The organism is Streptomyces sp. SolWspMP-5a-2, assembly GCF_900091845.1.
In the GTDB taxonomy this organism is placed as follows: domain Bacteria; phylum Actinomycetota; class Actinomycetes; order Streptomycetales; family Streptomycetaceae; genus Streptomyces; species Streptomyces doudnae.
In genome coordinates, this window is sequence record NZ_FMCI01000049.1 from 1 (window position 1) to 24,818 (window position 24,818).

The 24,818-nt window shown below is 71.9% G+C and carries 20 protein-coding genes and 1 pseudogene; 4 read left to right on the forward strand and 17 right to left on the reverse strand.

Going from position 1 to position 24,818, the window contains the following annotated elements:
• Window positions 1-250: 250 nt before the first annotated feature.
• On the reverse strand, window positions 251-1,513 hold the full coding sequence (gene hisS, locus GA0115242_RS04525) for a histidine--tRNA ligase (RefSeq protein ID WP_093824762.1): 1,263 nt from the start codon (window positions 1,511-1,513) through the stop codon (window positions 251-253).
• A gap of 13 nt (window positions 1,514-1,526) precedes the next feature.
• A complete protein-coding gene (locus GA0115242_RS04530; RefSeq protein WP_093824764.1) occupies window positions 1,527-2,240 on the reverse strand; it encodes an MBL fold metallo-hydrolase in 714 nt (237 codons plus the stop codon).
• Between the two features lie 169 nt (window positions 2,241-2,409).
• Here GA0115242_RS04530 and GA0115242_RS04535 point away from each other — a divergent pair, with 169 nt between their 5' ends.
• Both GA0115242_RS04535 and GA0115242_RS04540 read left to right on the forward strand, forming a co-directional pair.
• Window positions 2,410-3,234 carry a peptidylprolyl isomerase gene (locus GA0115242_RS04535; RefSeq protein ID WP_093824765.1) on the forward strand — a complete coding sequence of 275 codons (825 nt, stop codon included), beginning with the start codon at window positions 2,410-2,412 and terminating at the stop codon, window positions 3,232-3,234.
• Between the two features lie 144 nt (window positions 3,235-3,378).
• Window positions 3,379-4,608: a DUF349 domain-containing protein gene (locus GA0115242_RS04540; RefSeq protein WP_093824767.1), complete on the forward strand. Its 1,230-nt coding sequence runs from the start codon at window positions 3,379-3,381 to the stop codon at window positions 4,606-4,608.
• Between the two features lie 80 nt (window positions 4,609-4,688).
• Here the strand turns inward: GA0115242_RS04540 and relA are convergent, their stop codons facing one another.
• From relA to pgsA, 15 genes and pseudogenes are all read right to left on the reverse strand, one after another.
• Window positions 4,689-7,217, reverse strand: coding sequence for a GTP pyrophosphokinase (gene relA, locus GA0115242_RS04545; RefSeq protein ID WP_093824769.1), 2,529 nt, complete (start codon window positions 7,215-7,217; stop codon window positions 4,689-4,691).
• 263 nt (window positions 7,218-7,480) lie between these two features.
• Window positions 7,481-8,029 (reverse strand): adenine phosphoribosyltransferase, encoded by a 549-nt coding sequence (locus GA0115242_RS04550; RefSeq protein ID WP_093824771.1) that lies wholly within the window; start codon window positions 8,027-8,029, stop codon window positions 7,481-7,483.
• Window positions 8,026-9,141 (reverse strand): protein translocase subunit SecF, encoded by a 1,116-nt coding sequence (secF, locus tag GA0115242_RS04555; protein WP_093824773.1) that lies wholly within the window; start codon window positions 9,139-9,141, stop codon window positions 8,026-8,028. The genes GA0115242_RS04550 and secF overlap by 4 nt, the downstream gene beginning before the upstream one ends.
• 1 nt (window position 9,142) lies before the next feature.
• The gene (gene secD, locus GA0115242_RS04560; protein ID WP_093824802.1) at window positions 9,143-10,924 is read right to left on the reverse strand and encodes a protein translocase subunit SecD; all 1,782 of its coding nucleotides are present in this window, start codon (window positions 10,922-10,924) and stop codon (window positions 9,143-9,145) included.
• Window positions 10,925-11,057: 133 nt separating this feature from the next.
• Window positions 11,058-11,579, reverse strand: a complete 522-nt coding sequence (yajC, locus tag GA0115242_RS04565) for a preprotein translocase subunit YajC (RefSeq protein ID WP_093824775.1) — start codon at window positions 11,577-11,579, stop codon at window positions 11,058-11,060.
• Between the two features lie 190 nt (window positions 11,580-11,769).
• Window positions 11,770-12,852: a Holliday junction branch migration DNA helicase RuvB gene (ruvB, locus tag GA0115242_RS04570; protein WP_093824777.1), complete on the reverse strand. Its 1,083-nt coding sequence runs from the start codon at window positions 12,850-12,852 to the stop codon at window positions 11,770-11,772.
• A gap of 25 nt (window positions 12,853-12,877) precedes the next feature.
• The gene (gene ruvA, locus GA0115242_RS04575) at window positions 12,878-13,483 is read right to left on the reverse strand and encodes a Holliday junction branch migration protein RuvA (protein ID WP_093824779.1); all 606 of its coding nucleotides are present in this window, start codon (window positions 13,481-13,483) and stop codon (window positions 12,878-12,880) included.
• Window positions 13,480-14,031 carry a crossover junction endodeoxyribonuclease RuvC gene (gene ruvC, locus GA0115242_RS04580; RefSeq protein WP_093824781.1) on the reverse strand — a complete coding sequence of 184 codons (552 nt, stop codon included), beginning with the start codon at window positions 14,029-14,031 and terminating at the stop codon, window positions 13,480-13,482. The genes ruvA and ruvC overlap by 4 nt, the downstream gene beginning before the upstream one ends.
• A gap of 119 nt (window positions 14,032-14,150) precedes the next feature.
• Window positions 14,151-14,903, reverse strand: coding sequence for a YebC/PmpR family DNA-binding transcriptional regulator (locus tag GA0115242_RS04585; protein ID WP_093824783.1), 753 nt, complete (start codon window positions 14,901-14,903; stop codon window positions 14,151-14,153).
• Window positions 14,904-14,951: 48 nt separating this feature from the next.
• Window positions 14,952-15,557, reverse strand: a complete 606-nt coding sequence (gene pdxT / locus GA0115242_RS04590; protein WP_093824785.1) for a pyridoxal 5'-phosphate synthase glutaminase subunit PdxT — start codon at window positions 15,555-15,557, stop codon at window positions 14,952-14,954.
• A 5-nt stretch (window positions 15,558-15,562) separates the two neighbouring features.
• Window positions 15,563-16,411, reverse strand: coding sequence for a pyridoxal 5'-phosphate synthase lyase subunit PdxS (pdxS, locus tag GA0115242_RS04595; protein ID WP_202554926.1), 849 nt, complete (start codon window positions 16,409-16,411; stop codon window positions 15,563-15,565).
• Window positions 16,412-16,620: 209 nt separating this feature from the next.
• Window positions 16,621-17,163: a hypothetical protein gene (locus tag GA0115242_RS04600; RefSeq protein ID WP_093824790.1), complete on the reverse strand. Its 543-nt coding sequence runs from the start codon at window positions 17,161-17,163 to the stop codon at window positions 16,621-16,623.
• A 383-nt stretch (window positions 17,164-17,546) separates the two neighbouring features.
• The gene (locus tag GA0115242_RS04605) at window positions 17,547-18,716 is read right to left on the reverse strand and encodes a glycosyltransferase family 4 protein (protein ID WP_093824792.1); all 1,170 of its coding nucleotides are present in this window, start codon (window positions 18,714-18,716) and stop codon (window positions 17,547-17,549) included.
• Entirely contained in the window at window positions 18,713-19,630 is a 918-nt protein-coding gene (locus tag GA0115242_RS04610) for a phosphatidylinositol mannoside acyltransferase (protein ID WP_093824794.1), read from the reverse strand. Before GA0115242_RS04610 ends, GA0115242_RS04605 begins: the two co-directional genes overlap by 4 nt.
• Window positions 19,627-20,345 (reverse strand): annotated as a pseudogene (gene pgsA / locus GA0115242_RS04615) (phosphatidylinositol phosphate synthase). Before pgsA ends, GA0115242_RS04610 begins: the two are co-directional and overlap by 4 nt.
• Before the next feature lie 235 nt (window positions 20,346-20,580).
• Between pgsA and GA0115242_RS04620 the strand changes: the two are divergent.
• Entirely contained in the window at window positions 20,581-22,788 is a 2,208-nt protein-coding gene (locus tag GA0115242_RS04620; RefSeq protein WP_093824798.1) for an elongation factor G-like protein EF-G2, read from the forward strand.
• A gap of 184 nt (window positions 22,789-22,972) precedes the next feature.
• Window positions 22,973-24,634, forward strand: coding sequence for a DUF3784 domain-containing protein (locus tag GA0115242_RS04625; RefSeq protein ID WP_093824800.1), 1,662 nt, complete (start codon window positions 22,973-22,975; stop codon window positions 24,632-24,634).
• The last annotated feature ends 184 nt before the right edge of the window (window positions 24,635-24,818 follow it).

Genomic DNA, 24,818 nt, shown 5'->3' on the forward strand with positions numbered 1-24,818 from the left:
CGCGCGCGGGCGGGGTCTTCGGCCTGCTCGGGCCCGGTGCGGGCGCCGCGACGGCGATCCGCCGTGGTGTCCGCTGCCGGGACGGCGGCGGCCGCCCGGCTCCGGGCGCCGGGCCGAGGCACGACGGCCGGTTGTGGCGGTCCCGTGCAGAGGACGCCCGGGAGGATGAATCCGCGCGCACCGGGTTGACGGCGCGATGCGCGCGGCCTGCTGGACCGGCGCCCCCGGGACGCCGGGGACGCGGGCCGTCTCAGCCGAGCCTGGTCTCCAGCTCCGCCACCACCTCGCCGACCCCGATCGCGGTCTGCTCGCCGCTCTCCATGTCCTTGAGCTGGACGATGCCCTCGGCGAGGTCGCGCTCACCGGCGACGACCGTGTAGCGGGCGCCGCTGCGGTTGGCGTTCTTCATCGCGCCCTTGAGCCCCTTGTGCCCGTACGAGAAGTCCGCCGCGATGCCGACCTTGCGCAACTCGGTGACCTTACCGAACAGCACCCGGCGCGCCTCGTCGCCGAGCGGGATCGCGAAGACGCTGGTGGTGGCCGGGATGTCCAGCGTGATGCCCTCCGCCTCCAGCGCCAGCACCGTGCGGTCGACGCCGAGGGCCCAGCCGACGGACGGCAGCGCGGGGCCGCCGATCATCTCGGAGAGGCCGTCGTAGCGTCCGCCGCCGCCCACCGCGGACTGCGCGCCGAGGCCGTCGTGGACGAACTCGAAGGTGGTGCGGGTGTAGTAGTCGAGGCCGCGCACCAGGCGCGCGTCGTCCTCGAAGGCGACCCCGGCCGCCTGGATCAGCTCGCGGACCTCCTCGTGGTACGCCTTGCAGGCGTCGCAGAGGTAGTCCCGCAGCAGGGGCGCCCCGGTGAGCTGCTTCTGGACGTCGGCGCGCTTGTCGTCGAGGACCCGCAGGGGGTTGATCTCGGCCCGGCGCAGGGTCTCCTCGTCGAGGTCGAGACCGCGCAGGAAGTCCTGGAGGGCGGCCCGGTAGACGGGACGGCACTCCTTGTCGCCGAGGGAGTTGAGCAGGATGCGGAAGTCGCGCAGGCCGAGCGAGCGGTACGCCTGGTCGGCCAGGATGATCAGCTCGGCGTCGAGCGCCGGGTCCTCGGCGCCGATCGCCTCGGCGCCGACCTGCGAGAAGTGGCGGTAACGGCCCTTCTGCGGGCGCTCGTAGCGGTAGTAGGAGCCCGAGTACCAGAGCTTGACGGGGAGGTTGCCCGCCTTGTGCAGGTTGGCCTCCAGGGCGGCGCGCAGCACGGAGGCGGTGCCCTCGGGGCGCAGCGCGAGCCGGTCGCCGCCCTTGGTCTCGAAGGCGTACATCTCCTTGGTGACGATGTCGGTGGACTCGCCGACCCCGCGCGCGAACAGCTCGACGTTCTCGAAGCCGGGGGTCTCGATGTAGCCGTACCCGGAGTTACGCAGCGGGGCGGCGATCGCCTCGCGGACGGCCAGGAAGGTGGCGCTGTCCGGCGGGATCAGGTCGTAGGTGCCCTTGGGGGCCTGGAAGGTGCTCACGGAAGGTCTCTTGTCACATTCCTCGTCGGGGAGCGGCGTCGTCGGGAGCCCGACGGTCCTGGGCCACCTGCCGCAGGTACGGGTTGGTGGCGCGCTCCTGGCCGATGGTCGTCTGGGGGCCGTGGCCGGAGAGGACCACGGTGGAGTCGTCGAGCGGCAGGCACACCCTCGCCAGTGAGGCGAGCAGGTCGGTCATGTCGCCGCCGGGCAGGTCGGTGCGTCCGACGGAACCGGCGAACAGCAGGTCGCCGGAGAAGAAGACCGGCGGGACCTCCGCGGTCTGCGGCAGTCCGAAGCCCACCGACCCCTTGGTGTGGCCGGGGGTGTGCGCGACGGTCAGCTCCAGGCCCGCCAGGGCGAGGGTGGCGCCGTCGGTCAGCTCCTTGACGTCGTCGGGCTCCCCCACGGTCAGCTCGCCCATGAGCGGCATGCCCAGGGAGCGGCCGAGGCCCTTCTCCGGGTCGCTCATCATGTAGCGGTCCTCGGGGTGGATCCACGCGGGGACGCCGTGCGCGCCGCAGACCGGGACGACGGAGGCGACGTGGTCGATGTGCCCATGGGTGAGGACGACGGCGACGGGCTTGAGCCGATGCTTTCTGAGTGCTTCCTCGACGCCTGCGGCGGCCTGATGGCCGGGGTCGATGATTACGCACTCCTCACCTGCGGCGGGGGCGACGAGATAACAGTTCGTCCCCCAGGCGCCGGCGGGGAACCCGGCAATGAGCACGATCGTCCTTCGTTGTGTCGATTACGGGCGGCTTGCAGCAGCGGTCAGAGCCTACCGGCGCTGCCGATTCCTCAGCGAACCCATATACGGTACGGGGCACACGCAGGCGGTCGGCTCACAAGACGCACGCGTCCCAGTCGACGTACGAGACGCATGAGGAGAGAACCCGGTGGTCACCCAGGAACAGCGGAAGCGACAGCTCGCCCGGGAGAAGTTCTTGCGGCAGCAGCAGCGACGCACCTCAGCCCGGCGCAAGGCACGTGTGCGCAACTCGGTGATCGCGTCGGTGCTCGGCGTGATCCTGGTGGGCAGTGTGGCCCTCTACACGACGAACGCGTTCAAGAAGGACGATGACAAGTCGAACGCGAACGCGAACGCGGAGGCCAGCCCGAGCGCTTCGCCGAGCAAGGCTCCCGACCCCTGCGAGAAGGCGGCCGCGGGGTCCGTGAAGAAGCTGAGCTGGAAGAAGGAGCCGGCGATGTCCATCGACAAGTCGGCGGACTACACCATGAAGCTGGCCACGACGTGCGGTGACATAGACATCGCCCTGAAGACGTCGGCGGCCCCGCACACGGTGAACTCCTTCGACTTCCTCGCGGGCAAGGGCTACTTCGACCACACGAAGTGCCACCGGCTGACCACCAACGGGATCTACGTGCTCCAGTGCGGCGACCCGACGGCCAGCGGCAGCGGCGGACCCGGCTACACCATCCCGGACGAGAACCTGAAGGACAAGAGCCTCAAGGGCAACGTCTACCCGGCGGGCACCATCGCGATGGCGAACACCGGTCAGGCGCACACCGGCGGCAGCCAGTTCTTCCTCGTCTACCAGGACAGCCAGCTGCCGCCCAGCTACACGCCGTTCGGCACGGTGTCCGCCTCCGGGATGAAGGTCCTGAAGAAGATCGCCGCCGCCGGCGAGAACACCGGGGCGGGCGACGGAGCCCCGAACGCGACGGTCGTCATCGACAAGGCGACGGTCGTCAAGTCCTGACGCGCCCCGACTCCGAGGTGCGAAATTTCGGTCGCGCGGGATGCGGACAGGCAACCCGCCGGTCGCCTATGTTGGCCGTGACGAACTGTGGACGATGCCCGGGGGCGCCGAAGCCCTGTGGAGGCATCATGTGGAGGAGGCGCTGTGAGCAGCGACCCGTGGGGCCGCGTCGACGAGACGGGGACCGTGTACGTGCGTACGGCCGACGGCGAGCAGGTGGTCGGTTCCTGGCAGGCCGGCTCCCCCGATGAGGCCCTGGCCTATTTCGAACGCAAGTACGAGGGTTTGGTTGTCGAGATCGGCCTCCTCGAACGACGGGTGAAGACCACCGACCTGTCGGCGAAGGACGCGCAGACCGCCATCGGGCATCTGCGGGAGCAGATCGACGCCCACCACGCGGTCGGCGACCTCGCGGCGCTCGGCGCGCGTCTCGACAAGCTCGTCGAGACGGTCGAGTCCCGCCGCGAGGAGCGCAAGCAGCAGCGCGCGAAGCAGTCCGACGAGGCCCGGCACGCCAAGGAGGAGCTGGTCGCCGAGGCGGAGCAGCTCGCCCAGTCCGACCAGTGGCGGGCGGCGGGCGAACGGCTGCGGGCCCTGGTGGACACCTGGAAGGGGCTGCCCCGGCTCGACCGCAAGTCGGACGACGAACTGTGGCACCGCTTCTCGCACGCCCGGTCGGCGTTCTCCAAGCGGCGCAAGGCGCACTTCGCGTCGCTCGACGCGCAGCGCGAGGACGCCCGCAAGGCCAAGGAACGCCTGGTCGCCGAGGCCGAGGCGCTGTCGGGCTCGACGGACTGGGGTCCGACGGCCGCGCGCTACCGCGACCTGATGACCGAGTGGAAGGCCGCCGGCCGCGCCCAGCGCGAGCACGAGGACGACCTGTGGAACCGCTTCCGCGGCGCCCAGGACGTGTTCTTCGCCGCCCGCAGCTCGGTCTTCGCCGAGCGGGACGCCGAGCAGACGGAGAACCTGAAGCTCAAGGAGGAGCTGGCCGGTGAGGCCGAGAAGATCCTCCCGGTGACGGAGCTGCGGGCGGCGCGGGCCGCCTTCCGCTCGGTCAACGAGCGCTGGGAGGCCATCGGCCACGTCCCGCGGGACGCGCGTCCGAAGGTCGAGGGCCGGATGCAGGCCGTCGAGCGGGCGATCCAGGAGGCCGAGGAGGCCGAGTGGCGCCGGACCAACCCGGAGGCACGCGCGCGTGCCGAGGGTCTGACCGGCCAGCTCCAGGCGGCCGTGGACAAGCTCACCGGCCAGATCGAGCAGGCGCGCGCCCAGGGCAACACCGCGAAGGCCGACAAGCTGGCGCGTGAGCTGGAGGGCCGCCAGGCCCTGCTCGACCAGGCGCTGAAGGGTCTCCAGGAGTTCGGCGGCTGACCACCGGCACACCCGACGGTACGAGGAGGGGCCCCGCACACCAGGTGCGGGGCCCCTCCTCGTCGTCCGGTCCTGCGGGGTCAGGTCTTGTTGCGGGCCGAGGTCACCCGGTACACGTCGTAGACGCCCTCGACGCCCCGTACGGCCTTCAGGACGTGGCCCAGGTGCTTCGGGTCGCCCATCTCGAAGGTGAACCGGGAGGTGGCGACCCGGTCGCGGGAGGTCTGCACGGCCGCCGAGAGGATGTTGACGTGCTGGTCGGACAGGACCCGGGTGACGTCCGACAGGAGCCGGGAGCGGTCGAGCGCCTCGACCTGGATGGCGACCAGGAAGACCGAGGACTGGGTGGGCGCCCACTCGACCTCCAGGATCCGCTCGGGCTCGCGGGAGAGCGAGTCCACGTTCACGCAGTCGCTGCGGTGCACCGAGACGCCGCTGCCCCGGGTGACGAAGCCGATGATCGGGTCGCCCGGCACCGGGGTGCAGCAGCGGGCCAGCTTGACCCACACGTCGTCGACGCCCTTGACGACGACGCCGGGGTCCGCGTTCGAGCGGCGCTTGCGGCTGCGGGTCGGCGGGACGGACTCGTCGATCTCCTCGGTGGCCGCCTCCTCGCCGCCGAGCGCGGAGACCAGCTTCTGCACGATGTTCTGCGCGGAGAGATGGCCCTCGCCGATCGCCGCGTACAGGGCGGAGATGTCCGAGTAGCGCATCTCGTGCGCCAGGGTGACCAGCGAGTCCCCGGTGAGGATGCGCTGGATCGGCAGGTTCTGCTTGCGCATCGCGCGGACGATGGCGTCCTTGCCCTGCTCGATCGCCTCGTCGCGGCGCTCCTTGGAGAACCACGCCCGGATCTTGTTGCGGGCGCGCGGCGACTTGACGAAGCCGAGCCAGTCGCGGGACGGTCCGGCGCCGGCCGCCTTGGAGGTGAAGACCTCCACCAGGTCGCCGTTGTCGAGCGTCGATTCGAGCGGGACGAGACGCCCGTTGACGCGCGCCCCTATCGTCCGGTGCCCGACCTCGGTGTGGACCGCGTACGCGAAGTCGACCGGGGTGGCGCCCGCCGGGAGCGCTATGACGTCGCCCTTCGGGGTGAAGACGAAGACCTCGTTGCGGGACAGGTCGAAGCGGAGCGACTCCAGGAACTCGCTGGGGTCCTCGGTCTCCTTCTGCCAGTCCAGGAGCTGGCGCAGCCACGCCATGTCGTTGAGGTGGTCGTCCTTGCTCTTGCCGGAGGACCTGGGGGCGTCGGTGCGCACCTTGGAGGCGCCCGCGACGGCCTCCTGCTTGTACTTCCAGTGCGCGGCGATGCCGTACTCGGCGCGGCGGTGCATGTCGAAGGTGCGGATCTGCAGCTCGACCGGCTTGCCGTTGGGCCCGATGACCGTCGTGTGCAGCGACTGGTACATGTTGAACTTGGGCATCGCGATGTAGTCCTTGAAGCGCCCGGGAACCGGGTTCCAGCGCGCGTGGACGGTGCCCAGGGCCGCGTAGCAGTCGCGGACGGTGTCCACCAGGACGCGGATGCCCACCAGGTCGTAGATCTCCGCGAAGTCGCGGCCCCGCACGATCATCTTCTGGTAGACGCTGTAGTAGTGCTTCGGGCGGCCGGTGACGGTCGCCTTGATGCGGGCCGCGCGCAGGTCGGCCTGGACCTCGTCGGTCACTATGGCCAGGTACTCGTCGCGCTTGGGGGCGCGCTCGGCGACCAGGCGGACGATCTCGTCGTACATCTTGGGGTAGAGGATCGCGAAGGCGAGGTCCTCCAGCTCCCACTTGATGGTGTTCATGCCCAGGCGGTGGGCGAGCGGCGCGTAGATCTCCAGGGTCTCGCGCGCCTTCTTCTCCTGCTTCTCGCGCTTGAGGTACCGCATGGTGCGCATGTTGTGCAGCCGGTCGGCGAGCTTGATGACCAGGACCCGGGGGTCCTTGGCCATGGCGACGACCATCTTGCGCACGGTCTCGGCCTGCGCGGCCTCCCCGAACTTGACCTTGTCCAGCTTGGTGACGCCGTCGACGAGCAGCGCGACCTGGTCGCCGAAGTCGCGGCGGAGCTGGTCGAGGCCGTACTCGGTGTCCTCGACGGTGTCGTGCAGCAGGCCCGCCATCAGGGTGGCCGGATCCATGCCCAGCTCGGCGAGGATGGTGGTGACAGCGAGCGGGTGCGTGATGTAGGGGTCGCCGCTCTTGCGCTTCTGGCCGCGGTGCCAGCGTTCGGCGACCTGGTAGGCGCTCTCGATCTGGCGCAGCGTGGCCGCCTCGGTCTTCGGGTCGTTGCTGCGCACTATCCGCAGCAGCGGTTCGAGGACCGGGTTGTACGGGTTGGAGCGCTGCACGCCGAGGCGGGCGAGGCGGGCCCTGACCCGGTTCGAGGAACCGGAGCGGGAGGGCTGGCCGGTGTTGGGACGCACCGCGGGGGCGGACTGCTCCGGCGGGACCGGCTTGGGGCGCGACTGCTCGGCGGACTTGTCGACGGGCGCGGACTGGGCGTGCTCGACCGGCCCCGCGCCGTCGTTCTTCACCGGCGGGGTGGTCGGCGCGGGCTTCGCCGCGGCAGCCGAGGCGGACTCGGGCTTGGCGGCGGTCAGGTGCTGGGCCTCGTCTGGCAAGAGGACTCCTCGTGCGCGATCCGGGTCCCCGGTCAGGCTCCGGAGACCCCATGGTAGCGATCCTCGGCCCGGGGATCGCCTTCAGGCCGATCTGATGACCGTCTGCCCGGGAAACACGGAAGGTCTCCACGGGATTCCACGGGGCCGTCCACCGGGTGTCCGGGAGGTTGCGCCCGCCGGTGCCGCCGGGTGCGCGAGAGGCCGTCCCCGAGCCGGGGACGGCCTCTCGCGACGGGTGCCGGTCGGCGACCGGGTCCGGTGGGTCAGATCTGGAGCAGCGCCTCCAGCGGGGCGCCCCCGAGGGCGGGCTCCAGGCGGGCCCGGCCGTTCAGGAAGCCCAGCTCCATCAGGACCGCGACGCCCGCGACGTCGGCGCCGGCCCGGCGGATCAGCTGGAGGGACGCCTCGGCGGTGCCGCCGGTGGCCAGGACGTCGTCGACGACCAGGACGCGGTCCCCGGCGCTCAGGTCCTCGGCGTGCACCTCGATCTCGGCGGAGCCGTACTCCAGGTCGTAGGACTGGGCGAGGGTCGCTCCGGGGAGCTTGCCCGCCTTGCGCACCGGGATGAAGCCGAGGCCCGCCCGGACGGCGACCGGGGCGCCCAGGATGAAGCCCCTGGCCTCAAGGCCGACGATCTTGGTGGCGCCGGTGCGGGCGGCGATCGCGGCGAACTCGTCGGTGAGCGCCGTGAACGCGACCGGGTCGGCCAGGAGCGGGGTGATGTCCTTGAAGACGACGCCAGGCTCCGGGTGGTCCGCCACGTCCCTGATCCGGCTGAGCAGCAGCTCCGTGGTGTCCGTGGTGCCAGTCATCGGCGCTTGCCCGAGGGACGGCCGCGCCCGCGGGAGCGAGAGGCGGGCTGGTTGCGCGGGCCGACGACGGCGGGGGCCGCGTCCTCGAAGTCGTCGTCGTACTCCTCGGCCGTCTCCGGCTCGGCGGTGTCGCCCTGCGCGGCGGCCTGCGTCCGCTTGGCGAGGACCCGCTTCCTGAGCGCCTTGAGCTGCGGCTCGTGCTCCTTGAGGTCGGCGACGAGCGGCGTGGCGATGAAGATCGAGGAGTAGGCACCGGCCGCGAGGCCGACGAACAGCGACAGCGAGATGTCGTTGAGCATGCCCGCGCCGAGGACGCCACCGCCGATGAACAGCAGGGCCGCCACCGGCAGGAGCGCCACCGCCGTGGTGTTGATCGACCGCATCAGGGTGGAGTTGATCGACCGGTTGGCGATGTCGCTGTAGGTCCAGCGGGTCTGCTTGGTGATGTCCTTCGTCTGCTCCTTGAGGCTGTCGAAGACGACGACCGTGTCGTAGAGCGAGTAACCGAGGATGGTCAGCAGACCGATCACCGTGCCGGGCGTGACCTCGAAGCCGACGAGGGCGTAGATGCCGACGGTGATGGTGATGTCGTGGACCAGCGCGACCAGCGCGGCCAGCGCCATCCGCCACTCGAAGGCGATGGCGAGGTAGATCACCACCAGGACCATGAAGATCGCCAGGCCCTGCCACGCCTTGTTGGCGATCTGGTCGCCCCAGCTCGGTCCGACCAGGTCCGCGTTGATGTTCTCCGCGTCGACCTTGAGGTCCTTGGCGAGGACGTCCTTGATGTCGTCGGACTTGCCGGTGTCGATGCCGGAGATCTGGATGCGCAGGCTGCCGTCGCCGAGCTTCTGCACGATCGCGTCGTGGCCGGAGGCCTCCTCCGCCAGCTCCTCGGCCTTGGTGACCGAGACGCTCATGTGCTTCGGCGTGGTGAAGACCGCGCCGCCCTGGAACTCGATGCCCATGTTCAGCCCGCGCACCGCCAGGCCGAGGATGGCCGTGATGGTGATCAGGATGGAGACGCCGTACCAGAGCTTGCGATTGCCGACGAAGTCGTAGCCGACCTCGCCGCGGTGCAGTCGGGCGCCGAGGTTGCCGAGCTTCGACATCTCACGCCTCCTTCGGGTCGACAGGGCCGGCGGAGGGCGCGGCGGGACGGCGGGTGCGGCGCAGCGGGGGCTTGGCTCCCAGGGACTTCGGGTCGAGGCCGGAGAGCTTGTGGCCGCCCGCGAAGAACCTGCGGCGGGCGAGGATCGTCATCAGCGGCTTGGTGAAGAAGAAGACCACGACGACGTCGAGCACGGTGGTCAGACCGAGCGTGAACGCGAAGCCCTGGACCTTGCCGACGGTGACGATGAAGAGCACCGCGGCGGCGAGGAAGGAGACGAAGTCCGAGACCAGGATGGTGCGCCGGGCCCGGGGCCAGGCCCGCTCCACCGAGGGGCGCAGCGAGCGGCCCTCGCGGATCTCGTCCCGGATGCGTTCGAAGAAGACGATGAAGGAGTCGGCGGTGATACCGATCGCGACGATCGCTCCGCAGACCGCGGGCAGGTTCAGGGCGAAGCCGATGGTCGGGCCGAGCAGCGCCATGATCACGTAGGTGAGCGCGGCGGAGACCAGCAGCGACGGGATCGCGATGACGGACAGACCGCGGTAGAAGACCAGCAGGTAGACGACGACCAGGGCGAGGCCGATGCCGCCCGCGATCAGACCGGCGTGCAGCTGCTCACCGCCGAGCGCGGCGGTGACGGTGGTGACGCTGTCCTCCTTGAAGGTCAGCGGCAGCGCGCCGTAGGACAGCATGTTGGCGAGGCTCTGGGCCTCCTCCTGGTTGAAGCTGCCGGAGATCTCCGCGTTGCCTGCGGTCAGCGCCTGGCGCACGTAGGGGTCGGAGACGACGTTGCCGTCCAGGACGATCGCGAACTGGTTCTGCGGCGACTGCTTCTGCGCGAGCTGGCCGGTGATGTCGGCGAACTTCTTGGTGCCCTTGCCGGTGAAGTCCATCGTGACGGTCCAGCCGGCGGCGGTCTGCGTGTTGAAGACGGCCTGCGACTTCTTCACGTCGGTGCCGTCGACCGCGGCCGGGCCGAGGATGTACTTCTGCCACTGGCCCTGCGAGTTCTGGCCGCAGGCGACCGTCGGGTCGCTGGCCTTGACGCCCTTACCCGCGGTGGCGCGCTGGGACTGCACGGTGCAGTCGAGCGCCGCGTACTGCGCCTCCAGCTTGCTCGCCGCCTCACTGGTGGCGGAGCTGCTCGCGTCCGGGGACGGCGAGGAGGAGGCCGACGGGGAGGAGGAGGCGGACGGGGTGCTGTCGGCCTTCAGGGCGTCGGTGACGGCGCGGCCCTGGGAGGTGGCGCTCGCCGAGGGGTCGGGGGAACCGGAACCGGTGGCGCTCGGCGACGCGTCGGTCGCCTTGTCCTTGTCCTTGTCGGTGGCGCTGCTGGAGGAGCTGGGCGAGGGGCTCTGGGACGCGGCGGCGCCGGAGACCTCGGTGGTCAGCACCGGCCGGAAGTAGAGCTTCGCGGTGGTGCCTACCTGCTGCCGGGCCTCCTTGGAGTTCGTGCCCTTGGGGATGTTGACGATGATGTTCTTCGCGCCCTGGGTCTGGACCTCGGCCTCCGAGACACCAAGACCATTGACACGGCGGTTCATGATCTCGACCGCGGTGTCCATGTTGGTCTTGTTGATCGCGGACTCCTGGCCCGGCTCCGCGACCGCCCGCAGCGTGATGCTCGTACCGCCGGCCAGGTCGATGCCGAGACGCGGAGTGGTGTGCCCGGACGCGAACATGCCGCCGGTGAGCGCCACGATGGCGATCAGGATGAGGGCCAGCGAGCGCCATGGCTTGCTCTGGGCGCTCGCGCTCCGGCCCTTCTTCGGTGCTGCCACCTTCTCGTACTCCCTCTCGGGCCGCCGGGTGCCGGGGTGCGGGCGGGCGGCCATGACATGGTGTCGGGATCCCGTGCGGGACACACACTGACCGAGGCGCGCGGATCACCCCCGCACGCCCCCTCGGGTGCGCCTACTTGGCGGCGGAGTCGCCGTCGGTCTTCTTCGGCTCCTCGTCGGCCGCCTTCTCGGCGGTCTTCGCGTCGGCCGGCTTCGCCTCGGCGACGACGGGCTCGTCGGCCGCGGCGGGCTCCTCGACGGCGTCCTTCTTGCCGAGGTCCTTGCCGAGGTCGACGGCGGGCTCGCCGGTGGCGGCGGCGTCGCTCTCGGTGAGGGAGGAGGCGTCGTCCGGGACGAGGTCGGAGTCGGACTTCAGGTCGTGCTCGACACCGTGGACGATGCGGTTGTACTCGTCGTCGGAGAGGACGGCGCCGATGGCGTTCTTCGCGAAGAGGAGCTCCACTCCCGGTCCGGCGTCGACGAGGACCGTGTCGTCGTTGACCTCCTTGACCGTCGCGTACACGCCACCGATGGTGCGGACGCCACTGCCGGGCTGCATCTCGTCGCGCATCGACTGGGCCTGCTGCTGCTTGCGCTTGGCCGAGCGGGTCATGAGGAACATGGCCCCGATGAGCACGATGAAGGGGAGGAGCATGCCGATGTTATTCACGGGACGGAATTTCCTTCGCACGACCGCGGCGGACAGCGGCCTCATGGATGGGGGTATGTATACCGCCGACACAGGCGGCATCGGCGGAGTCTAAGCGAGTCCGCGCGCAGGGAACAACGCTCAGCATGGCACCAGGGTTCCTCCCCCGGCCAATGTGCGCGCTGTCACGGATGCGTCACGTCCCGAACAGGTCCCCTTGTCCGTTTCCGGCGGCGCCCCCCGCCACCTGCTGCTGCGGCGGGGTCAGACCGAGGTGGGCCCAGGCCGCCGGGGTGCCCACCCGGCCGCGCGGGGTGCGGGCCAGCAGACCCTCCCTGACCAGGAAGGGCTCGGCGACCTCCTCGACCGTCTCGCGCTCCTCCCCCACCGCGACGGCCAGCGTCGAGAGGCCGACCGGGCCGCCGCCGAACAGCTTGAGCAGTGCCTCGAGGACCGCCCGGTCGAGGCGGTCGAGGCCGCGTCCGTCGACCTCGTAGACGGCGAGGGCCGCGGCGGCGATCTCGCGGGTGATCACGCCGTCCGCCTTGACCTGCGCGTAGTCGCGGACCCGGCGCAGCAGGCGGTTGGCGATGCGGGGGGTGCCGCGGGAGCGGCCGGAGATCTCGGCGGCTCCGTCGGGGTCGATCTCCACGTCGAGCAGGGCTGCCGAGCGGTGGATGACGCGCCGCAGTTCGGCCGGTTCGTAGAACTCCATGTGCGCGGTGAAGCCGAAGCGGTCGCGCAGCGGCGGCGGCAGCAGACCGGCCCGGGTGGTGGCACCCACGAGGGTGAAGGGCGGCAGTTCGAGCGGAATGGCGGTGGCGCCCGGCCCCTTGCCGACGATGACGTCGACGCGGAAGTCCTCCATCGCCATGTAGAGCATCTCCTCGGCGGGCCGCGACATGCGGTGGATCTCGTCGAGGAAGAGGACCTCGCCCTCCTGGAGCGAGGAGAGGATCGCGGCGAGGTCGCCCGCGTGCTGGATGGCGGGGCCGCTGGTGATGCGGATGGGGGCGCCCATCTCGGCGGCGATGATCATGGAGAGGGTGGTCTTGCCGAGGCCGGGGGCGCCGGAGAGCAGCACGTGGTCGGCGGTGGCGCCGCGCGCGCGGGCGGCGCGCAGCACCAGGTCGAGCTGCTCGCGAACCTTCTCCTGGCCGATGAACTCGTCCAGGTCCTTGGGGCGCAGGGCGGCCTCGACGGCCTGGTCCTCACGGTCGGCGGACGCGCCGACGAGCCGCTCGGCGGCGTCGGGGTCGGTCGGATCGTCCCAGTTCATGTGATCTGCCTCGGAGGGTGGAGGGTCAGCGGGCGCGGTTGAGGGTCTGGAGGGCGGCCTTCAGGAGCTGCCCGACCTGCGGGGTGCCCTCGGCGGCCTCGGCCTGCGGAGTCACGGCGGCGACGGCCTCGTCGGCGTCCCGGGCGGCGTAGCCGAGGCCGATCAGGGCGGCGTGGAGCTGGTCGCGCCACCCGGCGGGGGTCTGGACGGCGGCCACCGTGGCGCCGGTGGGGGCGCCGAGCCGGTCCTTCAGTTCGAGGAGCAGCTTCTGGGCGCCCTTCTTGCCGATGCCGGGGACCGCGGTGAGGGCCTTCTCGTCGCCGGTGGCGACGGCGCGGCGCAGGGCGTCGGGGGCGTGCACGGCGAGCATGGCCTGGGCGAGGCGGGGGCCGACGCCGCTGGCGGTCTGCAGGAGTTCGAAGGTCTGCCGCTCGTCGTCGTCGGCGAAGCCGTACAGGGTGAGGGAGTCCTCGCGGACCACCAGGGAGGTGGCGAGGCGCGCGTGCTGTCCCATCCGCAGTCCGGAGAGGGTGTTGGGGCTGCACTGGACGGCGATGCCGACGCCGCCCACCTCGACGACCGCGGAGTCCGGGGCGAGGGCGGCGACCGGGCCGGTGACGAAGGCGATCATGCGGTACGGCCTTTCCAGGAGGGCGCGGATGCCCTGGCGGTGTGCTGGGCGACCGCCTGCTGGAGGCGGTTCTGCGCGGGGGCGCGCCAGATGTGGCAGATGGCGAGGGCGAGGGCGTCGGCGGCGTCGGCGGGCCTGGGCGGCGCGTCGAGCCGCAGCAGCCGGGTGACCATGGCTCCGACCTGGGCCTTGTCGGCGCGGCCGCTGCCGGTGACGGCGGCCTTGACCTCGCTGGGGGTGTGCAGGGCGACGGGGATGCCGCGGCGGGCGGCGCAGAGCATGGCGACGGCGCTGGCCTGGGCGGTGCCCATCACGGTGCTGACGTTGTGCTGGCTGAACACCCGCTCCACGGCGACGAATTCGGGCCGGTGCTCGTCGAGCCACTGCTCGATGCCCTGCTCGACGGCGACCAGGCGATGGCCCAACTCGGCCTCCGCGGGCGTGCGGACGACTCCGACGCCGAGCATGGTGAGCGGCCGTCCCGCGACCCCCTCCACGACGCCGACCCCGCACCGGGTGAGGCCGGGGTCCACCCCGAGTACGCGCACTGCGGCCCCCTTCTTCGATCGCCTGTTTGTGCAGGCTATCGGGTGCCGCCGACAACGGCCGACATGGCGACGGGCCGACGAGGTGTGTCCCGTCGGCCCGTTGGGTTCGCGGCAGCGCGTTACGCGTCGACCTTCTCCATGACCTCGTCGCTGACGTCGAAGTTGGCGAAGACGTTCTGCACGTCGTCGCTGTCCTCCAGGGCGTCGATCAGCTTGAAGATCTTGCGGGCGCCGTCCTCGTCGAGTTCGACCTGCATGGTCGGGACGAAGTTGGCCTCGGCGGAGTCGTAGTCGATCCCGGCGTCCTGCAGGGCGGTGCGGACGGCGACCATGTCGGTGGCCTCGCTGAGCACCTCGAAGGTCTCGCCGAGGTCGTTGACCTCCTCGGCCCCCGCGTCCAGGACGGCGCCGAGGACGTCGTCCTCGGTCAGTTCGCCCTTGGGGACGATGACGACGCCCTTGCGGTGGAAGAGGTAGGACACCGAGCCGGGGTCCGCCATGTTGCCGCCGTTGCGGGTCATGGCGACCCGGACGTCGGAGGCGGCGCGGTTGCGGTTGTCGGTGAGGCACTCGATGAGGACCGCGACGCCGTTCGGGCCGTACCCCTCGTACATGATGGTCTCGTAGTCGGCGCCACCCGCTTCGAGACCACCGCCGCGCTTGACCGCGGAGTCGATGTTCTTGTTCGGCACCGACTGCTTCTTGGCCTTCTGGATGGCGTCGTAGAGCGTCGGGTTGCCCTCGATGTCGACGCCGCCCATCCGCGCCGCGACCTCGATATTCTTGATCAGCTTCGCGAAGAGCTTGCCGCGCTTGGCGTCGATCACGGCCTTCTTGTGCTTCGTCGTGGCCCATTTAGAGTGGCCGGACATCTGCCTGTCTCCTTCGCGTAACCCATCTCTGCCTGAACGCCAGAGATCCTACAAGGCGTCCGCCTTCGCCCGCGCGCGCACCATGTCGACAAAGAGGGCGTGCACGCGGTGGTCCCCGGTCAGCTCCGGGTGGAACGACGTGGCGAGGACGTCGCCCTGGCGGACCGCGACGATGTGGCCGTCGTGCTCGGCGAGCACCTCGACCGCGCCGCCCACCGACTCCACCCACGGCGCGCGGATGAAGACGCCCTCCACCGGCTCGCCCGGGACGCCGCGCACGGCGACCGCCGCCTCGAAGGACTCGTTCTGGCGGCCGAAGGCGTTGCGGCGCACGATCATGTCGATGCCGCCGACGGTCTCCTGGCCCGAGCGCGGGTCGAGGATCTTGTCGGCGAGCAGGATCATGCCCGCGCAGGTGCCGTAGACCGGCAGCCCGGCCCGCACCCGGGCGCGCAGCGGGTCGAGGACGCCGAAGAGGACGGCCAGCTTGGAGATGGTGGTCGACTCGCCGCCCGGCAGCACCAGGCCGTCGATCCCGTCCAGCTCCTGCGCCCTGCGCACCGGCCTGGCCACGGCGCCGGTGGCGGCCAGGGCGACGAGGTGTTCGCGCACGTCGCCCTGGAGCGCCAGGACGCCCACGACGGGGTCGGACATCGGCGTCACCAGCCGCGGTTGGCGTAGCGCTCGGTCTCGGGCAGCGTGTCGCAGTTGATGCCGACCATGGCCTCGCCGAGGTCGCGGGACGCGTCCGCGATGATCTTCGGGTCGTCGTAGAAGGTGGTGGCCTTGACGATGGCGGCGGCGCGCTTGGCCGGGTCGCCCGACTTGAAGATGCCGGAGCCGACGAAGACGCCCTCGGCGCCGAGCTGGCGCATCAGCGCGGCGTCGGCCGGGGTGGCGACCCCGCCCGCGGAGAACAGCACGACGGGCAGCCTGCCCAACCCGGCGACCTCCTTGACCAGCTCGTACGGGGCGCGCAGCTCCTTGGCGGCGGCGTACAGCTCGTGGTTGTCGAAGCCGCGCAGCCGGGCGATCTCGTTCTTGATCTGCCGCAGGTGGCGGACCGCCTCGACGACGTTGCCGGTGCCGGCCTCGCCCTTGGAGCGGATCATCGCGGCGCCCTCGGCGATCCGGCGCAGCGCCTCTCCGAGGTTGGTGGCGCCACAGACGAACGGGGTGGTGAACGACCACTTGTCGGAGTGGTTGACCTCGTCGGCCGGGGTGAGCACCTCGGACTCGTCGATGTAGTCGACGCCGAGCGACTGGAGGACCTGGGCCTCGACGAAGTGGCCGATGCGGGACTTGGCCATGACCGGGATGGAGACGGCCGCGATGATGCCCTCGATCATGTCCGGGTCGGACATCCGGGCCACCCCGCCGTCCTTGCGGATGTCGGCCGGGACCCGCTCCAGGGCCATGACGGCGACGGCGCCCGCGTCCTCGGCGATCTTCGCCTGCTCCGGGGTGACGACGTCCATGATCACACCGCCCTTGAGCTGCTCGGCCATGCCGCGCTTGACGCGCGCGGTGCCGGTCTCGGGGGCCTGGTTGTCGAAGGGCGTGCTGGACACGGGCGACCTCACTCGGGGGAAGGGGGATTTGTGCACCTCCGAGGAAACGGGAGCGCCCGAGCGGCGGCAAGGGCCAATGGTTGAGCGGTGGATCGTTCTGCCCGCGCGGCGGCGCCCCGGGGGCCGGGGCCGCTCGGACCAGGGGGTCAGGCGACCCGTTCCACCAGGGCGACGGGCGGTTCGTCGTCCATCTCGAACGCCATCGGGAACGGCGCGTGCCCGGCCAGCCGGAACCAGCGGACCTTGCGGTGCTCGCGGAGCCTGCGGGCCGCGCCGACCGCGTCGTTGTGGAAGCGGCGGGCCATCGGGACCCGGCGCACCGCCTCGGCGAGTTCGCTGACGGCCGCCTCGCCGCCGGGCACCTCGCGGACCGCCTCGGTCTGCTGCGGCTCCCCGAACACCACCCGCAGCGCCTGGCTCAGCTCGCTCTCCGCGAACTCCCGCTGCTCCTCCTCGGCCTGCCGGGCCGCGTGCGCGGCCTCGTACAGGACGATGGACGCGGCCGGGTCGAGGACGCCGGACGTCGCCAGTTCCTGCGCGACGGAGGCCCGGCGGAGCAACTGGGCGTCGAGGGCGGCGCGGGCGGCGTCGATACGGGCGTGGAGGCGGTCCAGGCGGCCCGCCGTCCAGCTCAGATACAGGCCGATCGCCACGAGAACGACGAGGGTCCAGATCAGGGTGGGAGTCACGGCCCGCAGCCTACGCGCGCGACGGGCGCGGGGGTGCGGGGCGGGGGGTGTGCCGAGCGGGGGTGCGGCCGCCCTCCCCGGCCGTTCCGGGCCTGCGACGGGCAACGGGTGCAGGGGTGCGCGGGGCGCCGCCCTCCTGCGGCGCCCCGGGACGGAGCGGGTCGCCGTCGCCCGATGACACCCGGGACCGGCGGCCCCGGAGGACGCCCGTCGGTCCCCCGCCGGCCTCAGCCCCGCGCGCCCCGCGCGCCCCGCGCGCCCCGGTCTCCCCGGTCTCCCCGGTCTCCCCGGTCTCCCCGGTCCAGGCTCACACCGTCCCGTCGTGCACCAGGCTCAGTCCCGCGCGGACCCCGGTCCCGAGCCGCTCCCCGTCCCGGCGGGCCTCAGTCCCGTGCCAGGCCCAGTCTCGCTCTCAGCCCCGATGCCCGGTCGTCGTCCGCCGCGGCCACCGCCGCCGCGCCCGCCGTCACCGTCTCGTAGACGGAGAGGATGTCCGCGCCGACCGTCGACCAGTCGAAGCGGCGCACGTGCGCGCTGCCGCGCGCGGTCAGTGCCGCCCTGCGGGCCGGGTCGGCGAGCAGCCTGATCGCCGCGTCCGCCAGGGCGTCCGGGTCCTCGTTGGCGAAGAGCTCACCGGCCGCGCCCTGGTCCAGGACCTGGGCGAAGGCGTCGAGGTCGGAGGCGAGGACCGGGGCGCCCGCGGACATCGCCTCGACCAGGATGATGCCGAAGCTCTCGCCGCCGGTGTTGGGCGCGAGGTACAGGTCGACGCTGCGCAGCAGGCGGGCCTTGTCCTCGTCGCTGATCATGCCGAGGAACTCGACCCGGGAGCGCAGCTCGGCCGGGAGGGTCTCGACGGCCTCCTCCTCGTCGCCCCGGCCCGCCACCAGGAGCCGGGTGTCCGGACGGGCCGCGAGGATGCGCGGCAGCGCCTTCATGAGGACCGGCAGGCCCTTGCGGGGCTCGTCGATGCGGCCGATGAAACCGATCGTCCCGCCCTGCCACTCGGGGCGCGGTTCGGCGTCGGCGAAGAAGTCGACGTCGACGCCGTTCGGGATGACCACCGCGTCGCCGCCGAGGTGCTCGACGAGGGTGCGGCGGGCGTACTCGCTGACCGCGATGCGGGCGCTGATCTTCTCCAGGGCCGCCTGGAGGATCGAGTAGGCCGCGATCATGGCCCGGGAGCGCGGGTTGGAGGTGTGGAACGTGGCCACGATCGGGCCCTGGGCCGCCCAGCAGGTCAGCAGGCCGAGCGACGGCGAGGTCGGCTCGTGGATGTGGATGACGTCGAAGTGGCCGTCGTGCAGCCAGCGGCGGACCCGGGCGGCGCTCAGGAAGCCGAAGTTGAGCCGGGCGACCGAGCCGTTGTACGGCACCGGGACCGCGCGCCCGGCCGAGACGACGTACGGCGGCAGCGGGGTGTCGTCGTCGGCGGGGGCCAGCACCGAGACCTCGTGGCCCTGGCGGATGAAGTAGGCGGCGAGGTCGCGGATGTGGAACTGGACGCCGCCCGGCACGTCCCAGGAGTAGGGGCAGACGATGCCGATCCTCACGGGCGCTCCCCGTTCGACGGACGTGGTCCGAGGTCGGCGAGCCACAGACGCTGGAGCATGTGCCAGTCCTCCGGATGGTCGGCGATCCCCGAGGCGAAGGCATCGGCCAGCGCCTGTGTCATGACGGACGTCTTCTCGGCCCGGCCGCCTGACTCGGGTACCTCGATCGGGGGGTGGACCTGTCCCCGCATGACGGGCGAGTCGTCGTACCAGAGCGTGACGGGCAGCAGCAGCGCGCCGGTCTGCTGGGCGAGCAGGGCGGGGCCCGCGGGCATCCGGGTGGCCTCGCCGAAGAACGACACCTCGACGCCGGACGACGACAGGTCGCGTTCGGCGACCAGGCAGACCAGGCCGCCGTCGCGCAGCCGCCGGGCGAGGGTGCCGAAGGCGGCGCCGCCGCTGTGCGGCAGGACCTCCATGCCGAGGCCCTCGCGGTAGGCGACGAACCGGTCGTAGAGGCTCTCCGGCTTCAGGCGTTCGGCCACCGTGGTGAACGGGGTGCGCAGCTCGGTGGTGACCCAGGCGCCCGCCAGGTCCCAGTTGGCCATGTGGGGCAGCGCGAGGACGACGCCCCGGCCCGCGGCGATGCCGTCCGTGAGGTGGTGGACGTCCTTGACGGTGACGCCGCCCCGGACGCGTTCGGCGCTCCACGCGGGCAGCCGGAACGACTCCATCCAGTAGCGCAGGTAGGAGCGCATCCCGGCCCGGGACAGCTCCGCGAGGCGCTCGGGGCCCGCGTCGGGCTCCACGCGCGCGTAGTTGCTCTCCAGCCGCAGCACTCCCTTGCCGCGCCGCTTCCAGGCGAGGTCGGCGATGGTGCGGCCGAGCCGCACGGCGACCGGCTCGGGAAGCTTCCTGACCGCGCCCCAGCCGAGTCCGTAGAGGGCGTCCGTGAGCCGGTCGCGGGCGCTCACGTGGCGGCCTCGTTGTCGCGCTCGGCCGCCGCCTCCGCCTCCGCCGACTCGCGGCGGACGGTGACCACCCGCTGGACCAGGGTGACGAGGCTGCCCACCGCGACCACCCACAGCGCGACCGGCAGCAGGTACTGGATGCCCGGCACGCCGAACTTGTGCAGGCCCGCGAAACCGGCCGCGACCAGCGAGATCACCAGCCGCTCGGCCCGCTCGACCAGTCCGTTGACGGCGACCGGCAGGCCGATCGACTCGCCCCGGGCCTTGGTGTACGACACGACCTGGCCGCTGGCCAGGCAGAAGATCGACACGGCGCACAGCACGATGTCGTCGCCGCGGCCCGCGTACCAGAGGGCGAACCCGCCGAAGATCGCGCCGTCGGCGACCCGGTCGAGGGTGGAGTCCAGGAAGGCGCCCCAGCGGCTGGAGCGGCCGAGCTGGCGGGCCATGTTCCCGTCGACGAGGTCGGAGAAGACGAAGAGGGTGATCACGACCGTGCCCCAGAAGAACTCTCCCTGGGGGTAGAAGACCAGCGCTCCCGCCATCACCCCGGCCGTGCCGATCAGCGTGACCGTGTCGGGGCTGACTCCCCTGCGGATGAGAAACGCGGCGAACGGTGTGAGGACACGCGTGAAGAATGCACGCGCGTACTTGTTCAGCATGGCCTTCCCGACGGTCGGTTGGCCGCGCGGCCCCTGCTGGCCACCGGCTGGCCCATCGTAGCCACGCGCGCGCGTGTGCGACGGTCGGGCACCCGCACCCCTGTGCGGATTTCCGGCGGACGGCCGGTCCCGGGCGGCCCGCGGCGGGCGGCGCGGTCACGTCCCCCGTATGGACGCACCGTGACGGGAGTGGAAAGCTCGAAGGACCGCGGGCGCCGTCGGAGCCGCCCTCGCACCCGGCCCGGCCCGCCCGCGCCCACAGTGACCTCACCGTGCACGGGAGGCAAGGCCATGGGCGACAAGGCGAACGGACACCCCGGAGCCGCCGGCAGGGCCACGGCGGCCGACCACCCCGCGTCCGTACGGAACGTGGTGCTGGTCGGCCACTGCGGATCGGGCAAGACGACGCTGGTGGAGGCCCTCGCGCTGAGCGCGGGGGCGGTGAACCGGGCGGGCCGCGTGGAGGACGGCGGCACCGTCTCGGACTACGACGACATCGAGCACCGTCAGCAGCGCTCGGTCCAGCTCTCGCTGGTGCCGGTCGACTGGGACGGCGTGAAGGTCAACCTCCTCGACACCCCCGGGTACGCCGACTTCGTCGGGGAGCTGCGGGCCGGTCTGCGGGCGGCGGACGCGGCCCTCTTCGTCGTCTCGGCGGCCGACGGCGTGGACGGCTCGACCCGGCTGGTCTGGGAGGAGTGCGCGGCCGTGGGCATGCCGCGGGCCATCGTGATCACGCACCTGGAGGCGGCCCGCGCCGACTTCGAGGAGACCACCCGGGTCTGCGCGGCGGCCTTCGGCGGTGACGACCCCGACGCCGTGCTGCCCCTCTACCTGCCGCTGCACGCCGCTCCCGGGCCGGACGGGCACGCGCCGGTGACCGGGCTGACCGGCCTGCTGTCGCGGACCCTGTTCGACTACGCGTCCGGGGAGCGTGTCGGGTCCGAGCCCGGCCCCGAGCAGCGGCCCGGCATCGAGGAGGCCCGCAACCGGCTGATCGAGGGGATCATCGCGGAGAGCGAGGACGAGACCCTCATGGACCGCTACCTGGGCGGCGAGGAGATCGACGTCACGACCCTCACGGCGGACCTGGAGCGGGCGGTGGCGCGCGGCGCCTTCTTCCCCGTGCTGGCCGCCGCGCCCGCCGCCGACGGCGCCCGGCAGGGCCTGGGCACCGTGGAACTCCTCGAACTGATCACCCGGGGCTTCCCCACCCCGCTGGAGCGGACCGCGCCGCGGGTGACGGACGCGGCCGGCGCGGTGCGCGGGCTGAAGCCCTGCGACCCGGACGGGCCACTGGTCGCCGAGGTCGTGAAGACCTCCTCCGACCCCTATGTCGGCCGGGTCTCCCTGGTCCGGGTCTTCTCCGGCACGCTGCGCCCCGACGACACCGTCCACGTCCGCGGCCACGGACTCGCCGACCCCGGGCACCGGGAGCGGCCCTCGCACGAGTCCGACGAACGCGTCGGCGCCCTGTCCGCGCCCTTCGGCAAGCAGCAGCGGACCCTGACCCACTGCGTCGCGGGCGATCTGGCGTGCGTGGCGAAGCTGAGCCGCGCCGAGACCGGCGACACCCTCTCCGCGAAGGACGACCCGCTCCTCATGGAGCCCTGGGAGACACCCGACCCGCTGCTGCCGCTCGCCATCCAGGCGCACGGCAACGCCGACGAGGACCGGCTCTCGCAGGGGCTGGCCCGGCTGGTCGCCGAGGACCCGACGATGCGTCTCGAACAGAACCCGGACACGCACCAGTTGGTGCTGTGGTGCCTCGGCGAGGCGCACGCGGACGTGGCGTTGGAGCGGCTGAGCGGCCGCTACGGCGTCCAGGTCGACGTCGTCGCGCACCGGGTGCCGCTGCGGGAGACGTTCGCGGCGCGGGCGGCGGGGCGCGGGCGGCACGTCAAACAGTCCGGCGGGCACGGCCAGTTCGCGATCTGCGAGATCGAGGTGGAGCCGCTGCCGTGCGGTGCGGGGATCGAGTTCGTCGACAAGGTGGTCGGCGGCTCGGTGCCCCGGCAGTTCGTGCCGTCGGTGGAGAAGGGCGTACGGGCCCAGGCCGCCCGGGGGGTCGCCGCCGGGTACCCGCTGACCGACGTGCGGGTCACGCTCCTGGACGGCAAGGCGCACTCGGTGGACTCCTCCGACGCCGCGTTCCAGACGGCCGGGGCGCTCGCCCTGCGGGAGGCGGCCGCCGACGCCCGCATCCACCTGCTCGAACCGGTCGCCGAGGTGACCGTGCTGACCGGCGACGACTACGTGGGCACCGTGATGAGCGACCTCTCCGGGCGGCGCGGCAGGGTCCTCGGCACCGAGCGGACCGGGGACGGCGGGACGTCGATCCGGGCCGAGGTGCCGGAGATCGAGATCGGCCGGTACGCGGTCGACCTGCGCTCCCTCTCGCACGGCACCGCCCGCTTCCGCCGCCGCTACGCCCGGCACGAGCCGATGCCCGCGCAGGTCGCCGAACGGCTGCGGAAGGAGGCGCCCGAGCGGGTGTGACGCGATGTCGCCCCCGCGCCGGGTGACCTCGCCGGAACGCTGCCCTGCCGGAAGGCGCCTGCGGATACGCTGATGACCTCATCGGGTTGTCGAGGATTCCCCACGATGACCTGATCAACAGGTGTGCGGAGCACGGAAGTCGGGAAGGCCGCAGGAGCGGTGTCCGGTGGCGATGGGGGCGGGAATGACCGTTGACGGCAACTATCCGGACTTCTTCGGTCCGCAGGTGCCTCGCTCGGGCGACGAAGGGCAGTTGGCCACGTTCGCGCTGGCCTCTGCCGCCTACCGGGACAGCCCGGTGGAGGAGATCAAGAAAGCCGACAACGAATGGCACAAGTCCTCGGTCACCCCGCCCCGTTCCTGGGCCAAGATCTTCCGGCCCAACCTCGGTGAGGCGTTCTCCCAGGCGGTGATAGGCCGCATGCTGGGCGCCGGGCGCAAGCCGGTCATCCAGTCGTTCGGGGCGGAGCCGCAGGTGGTCGTCGAGCACTGCCTCGCGGCCAACAACATCCGCCACGACCGGGACAAGAAGCTCACCGCGATCATGCTGGTGTGCGGGGTGCTGTTCCTGCCGGGGCTGCTGGTGTGGCTGATGGTCTTCCAGCTCCGCACCACCATGGCCAAACAGGACAACAAGCGGGTCTCCGGCATGGCCACCGTGCTGCTCCTCGCGGTGGGCGCCCTCGCCGTGCTCTTCCTGATAAAGATGCCGTTCGGCGGGGTGTGGGGCTGGTACGCGCGCGGCGCCGTGGTCGCCCCGGTGATCGGCTGGTTCCTCGCCAAGCGGATCTGCGAGGCCACCGCGAAGGACCTGCGCTCCCGGTGGGACGGCCTGCTCTCGGGCAGCGGGGTCGCCGCGAAGATCCCGGAGGCGGTGCCCACCCACCCCGACCAGACCGCCGCCGAGCAGCTCCGCCAGTCCCTGGCCAGGCTGAGCGCGGAGCAGCAGTCCAACTCGACCTTCTACGCCGGTCCCAAGGGCATCCTCGGCATGGGCACCCGCTGGGGCGCCTGGATCCTCGCCGAGGAGCTGTCCCCGGCCGACCCCGGGCAGAGCATCCACGAGTTCCGCAGCTGGACGCTGGCCCGCGCCATCCACGACGAGCTGAAGATGCTCCCCCGCCAGAGCCTGAAGACCGGCGGCTTCCCCGAGCCGACCGTGCGGGACTGGGTCGTCACCCCGATCCCGGCGGGCGCCGGCGGTGTCTCCCGCCCCGAGGGCCCGGACGTGGAGGCGTACCAGGTCAGGCCCAAGGCGATGGAGAACATCTGCAACCACCAGCAGTTCGACAGCGGTGACCGGCACTACCTGGGCGTGCAGTGGGCGCTGTGGGGCGGCCAGTTGATCATTACGATGATGACCACCGTGACGGTCCTCAAGGAGACCCTGCGCATCGAGGTCACCGGCCACGCGCTGGGCCCGGTGAACGGTCTGTTCCTGACCAAGCCGTCCGCCCCGTCCAAGACGGTCGCCAAGACGGTGCGGTTCTGGGAGACCCGTACGGTGAGCCTGCCGCTGGTCACGCCGGACGAGGTCGTGCGGCTCGCCTCCCGGGCCGCGGTCGGCTGGTACCCGCCGCTGCTGAACTGGCTCGGCGGCTCGCTCGGCCTGCCCGAGCCGTTCGGGCTCCGGCACGCCTGGGCCGACCAGCCCTGGGGCAACCGCTTCATGAGCGACGACGTGCTGCGCGCGGCGACCCCGATCCTGCGCCGGGTGCACCACGCCACCCTGGCCGTGCTCAAGGACCACCGGGTCAACACCGACAACTTCAGCTCCCGCTCGTCCGCCCTCAGCGGCGCCGTCCAGGACCCGACCCCGCGGAAGGTCGACACCTACGACGCGTAGGGACCGCCGCCGCGCCTCCCGTCGTCCCGGAAGCCGGTACCACCGCCGGCCGGTCCCTCGCCGGACCGGCCGGTTCTCCGCCGCCGAGCCCGAGAGGGACCCCGATGGGCCCGTCCGCTCCCCCGCGCGACCCGGCGCCGTCCGCCCCGGCCCCCGCCCGGGGACCGGCCGCCCGGCTGGTGGC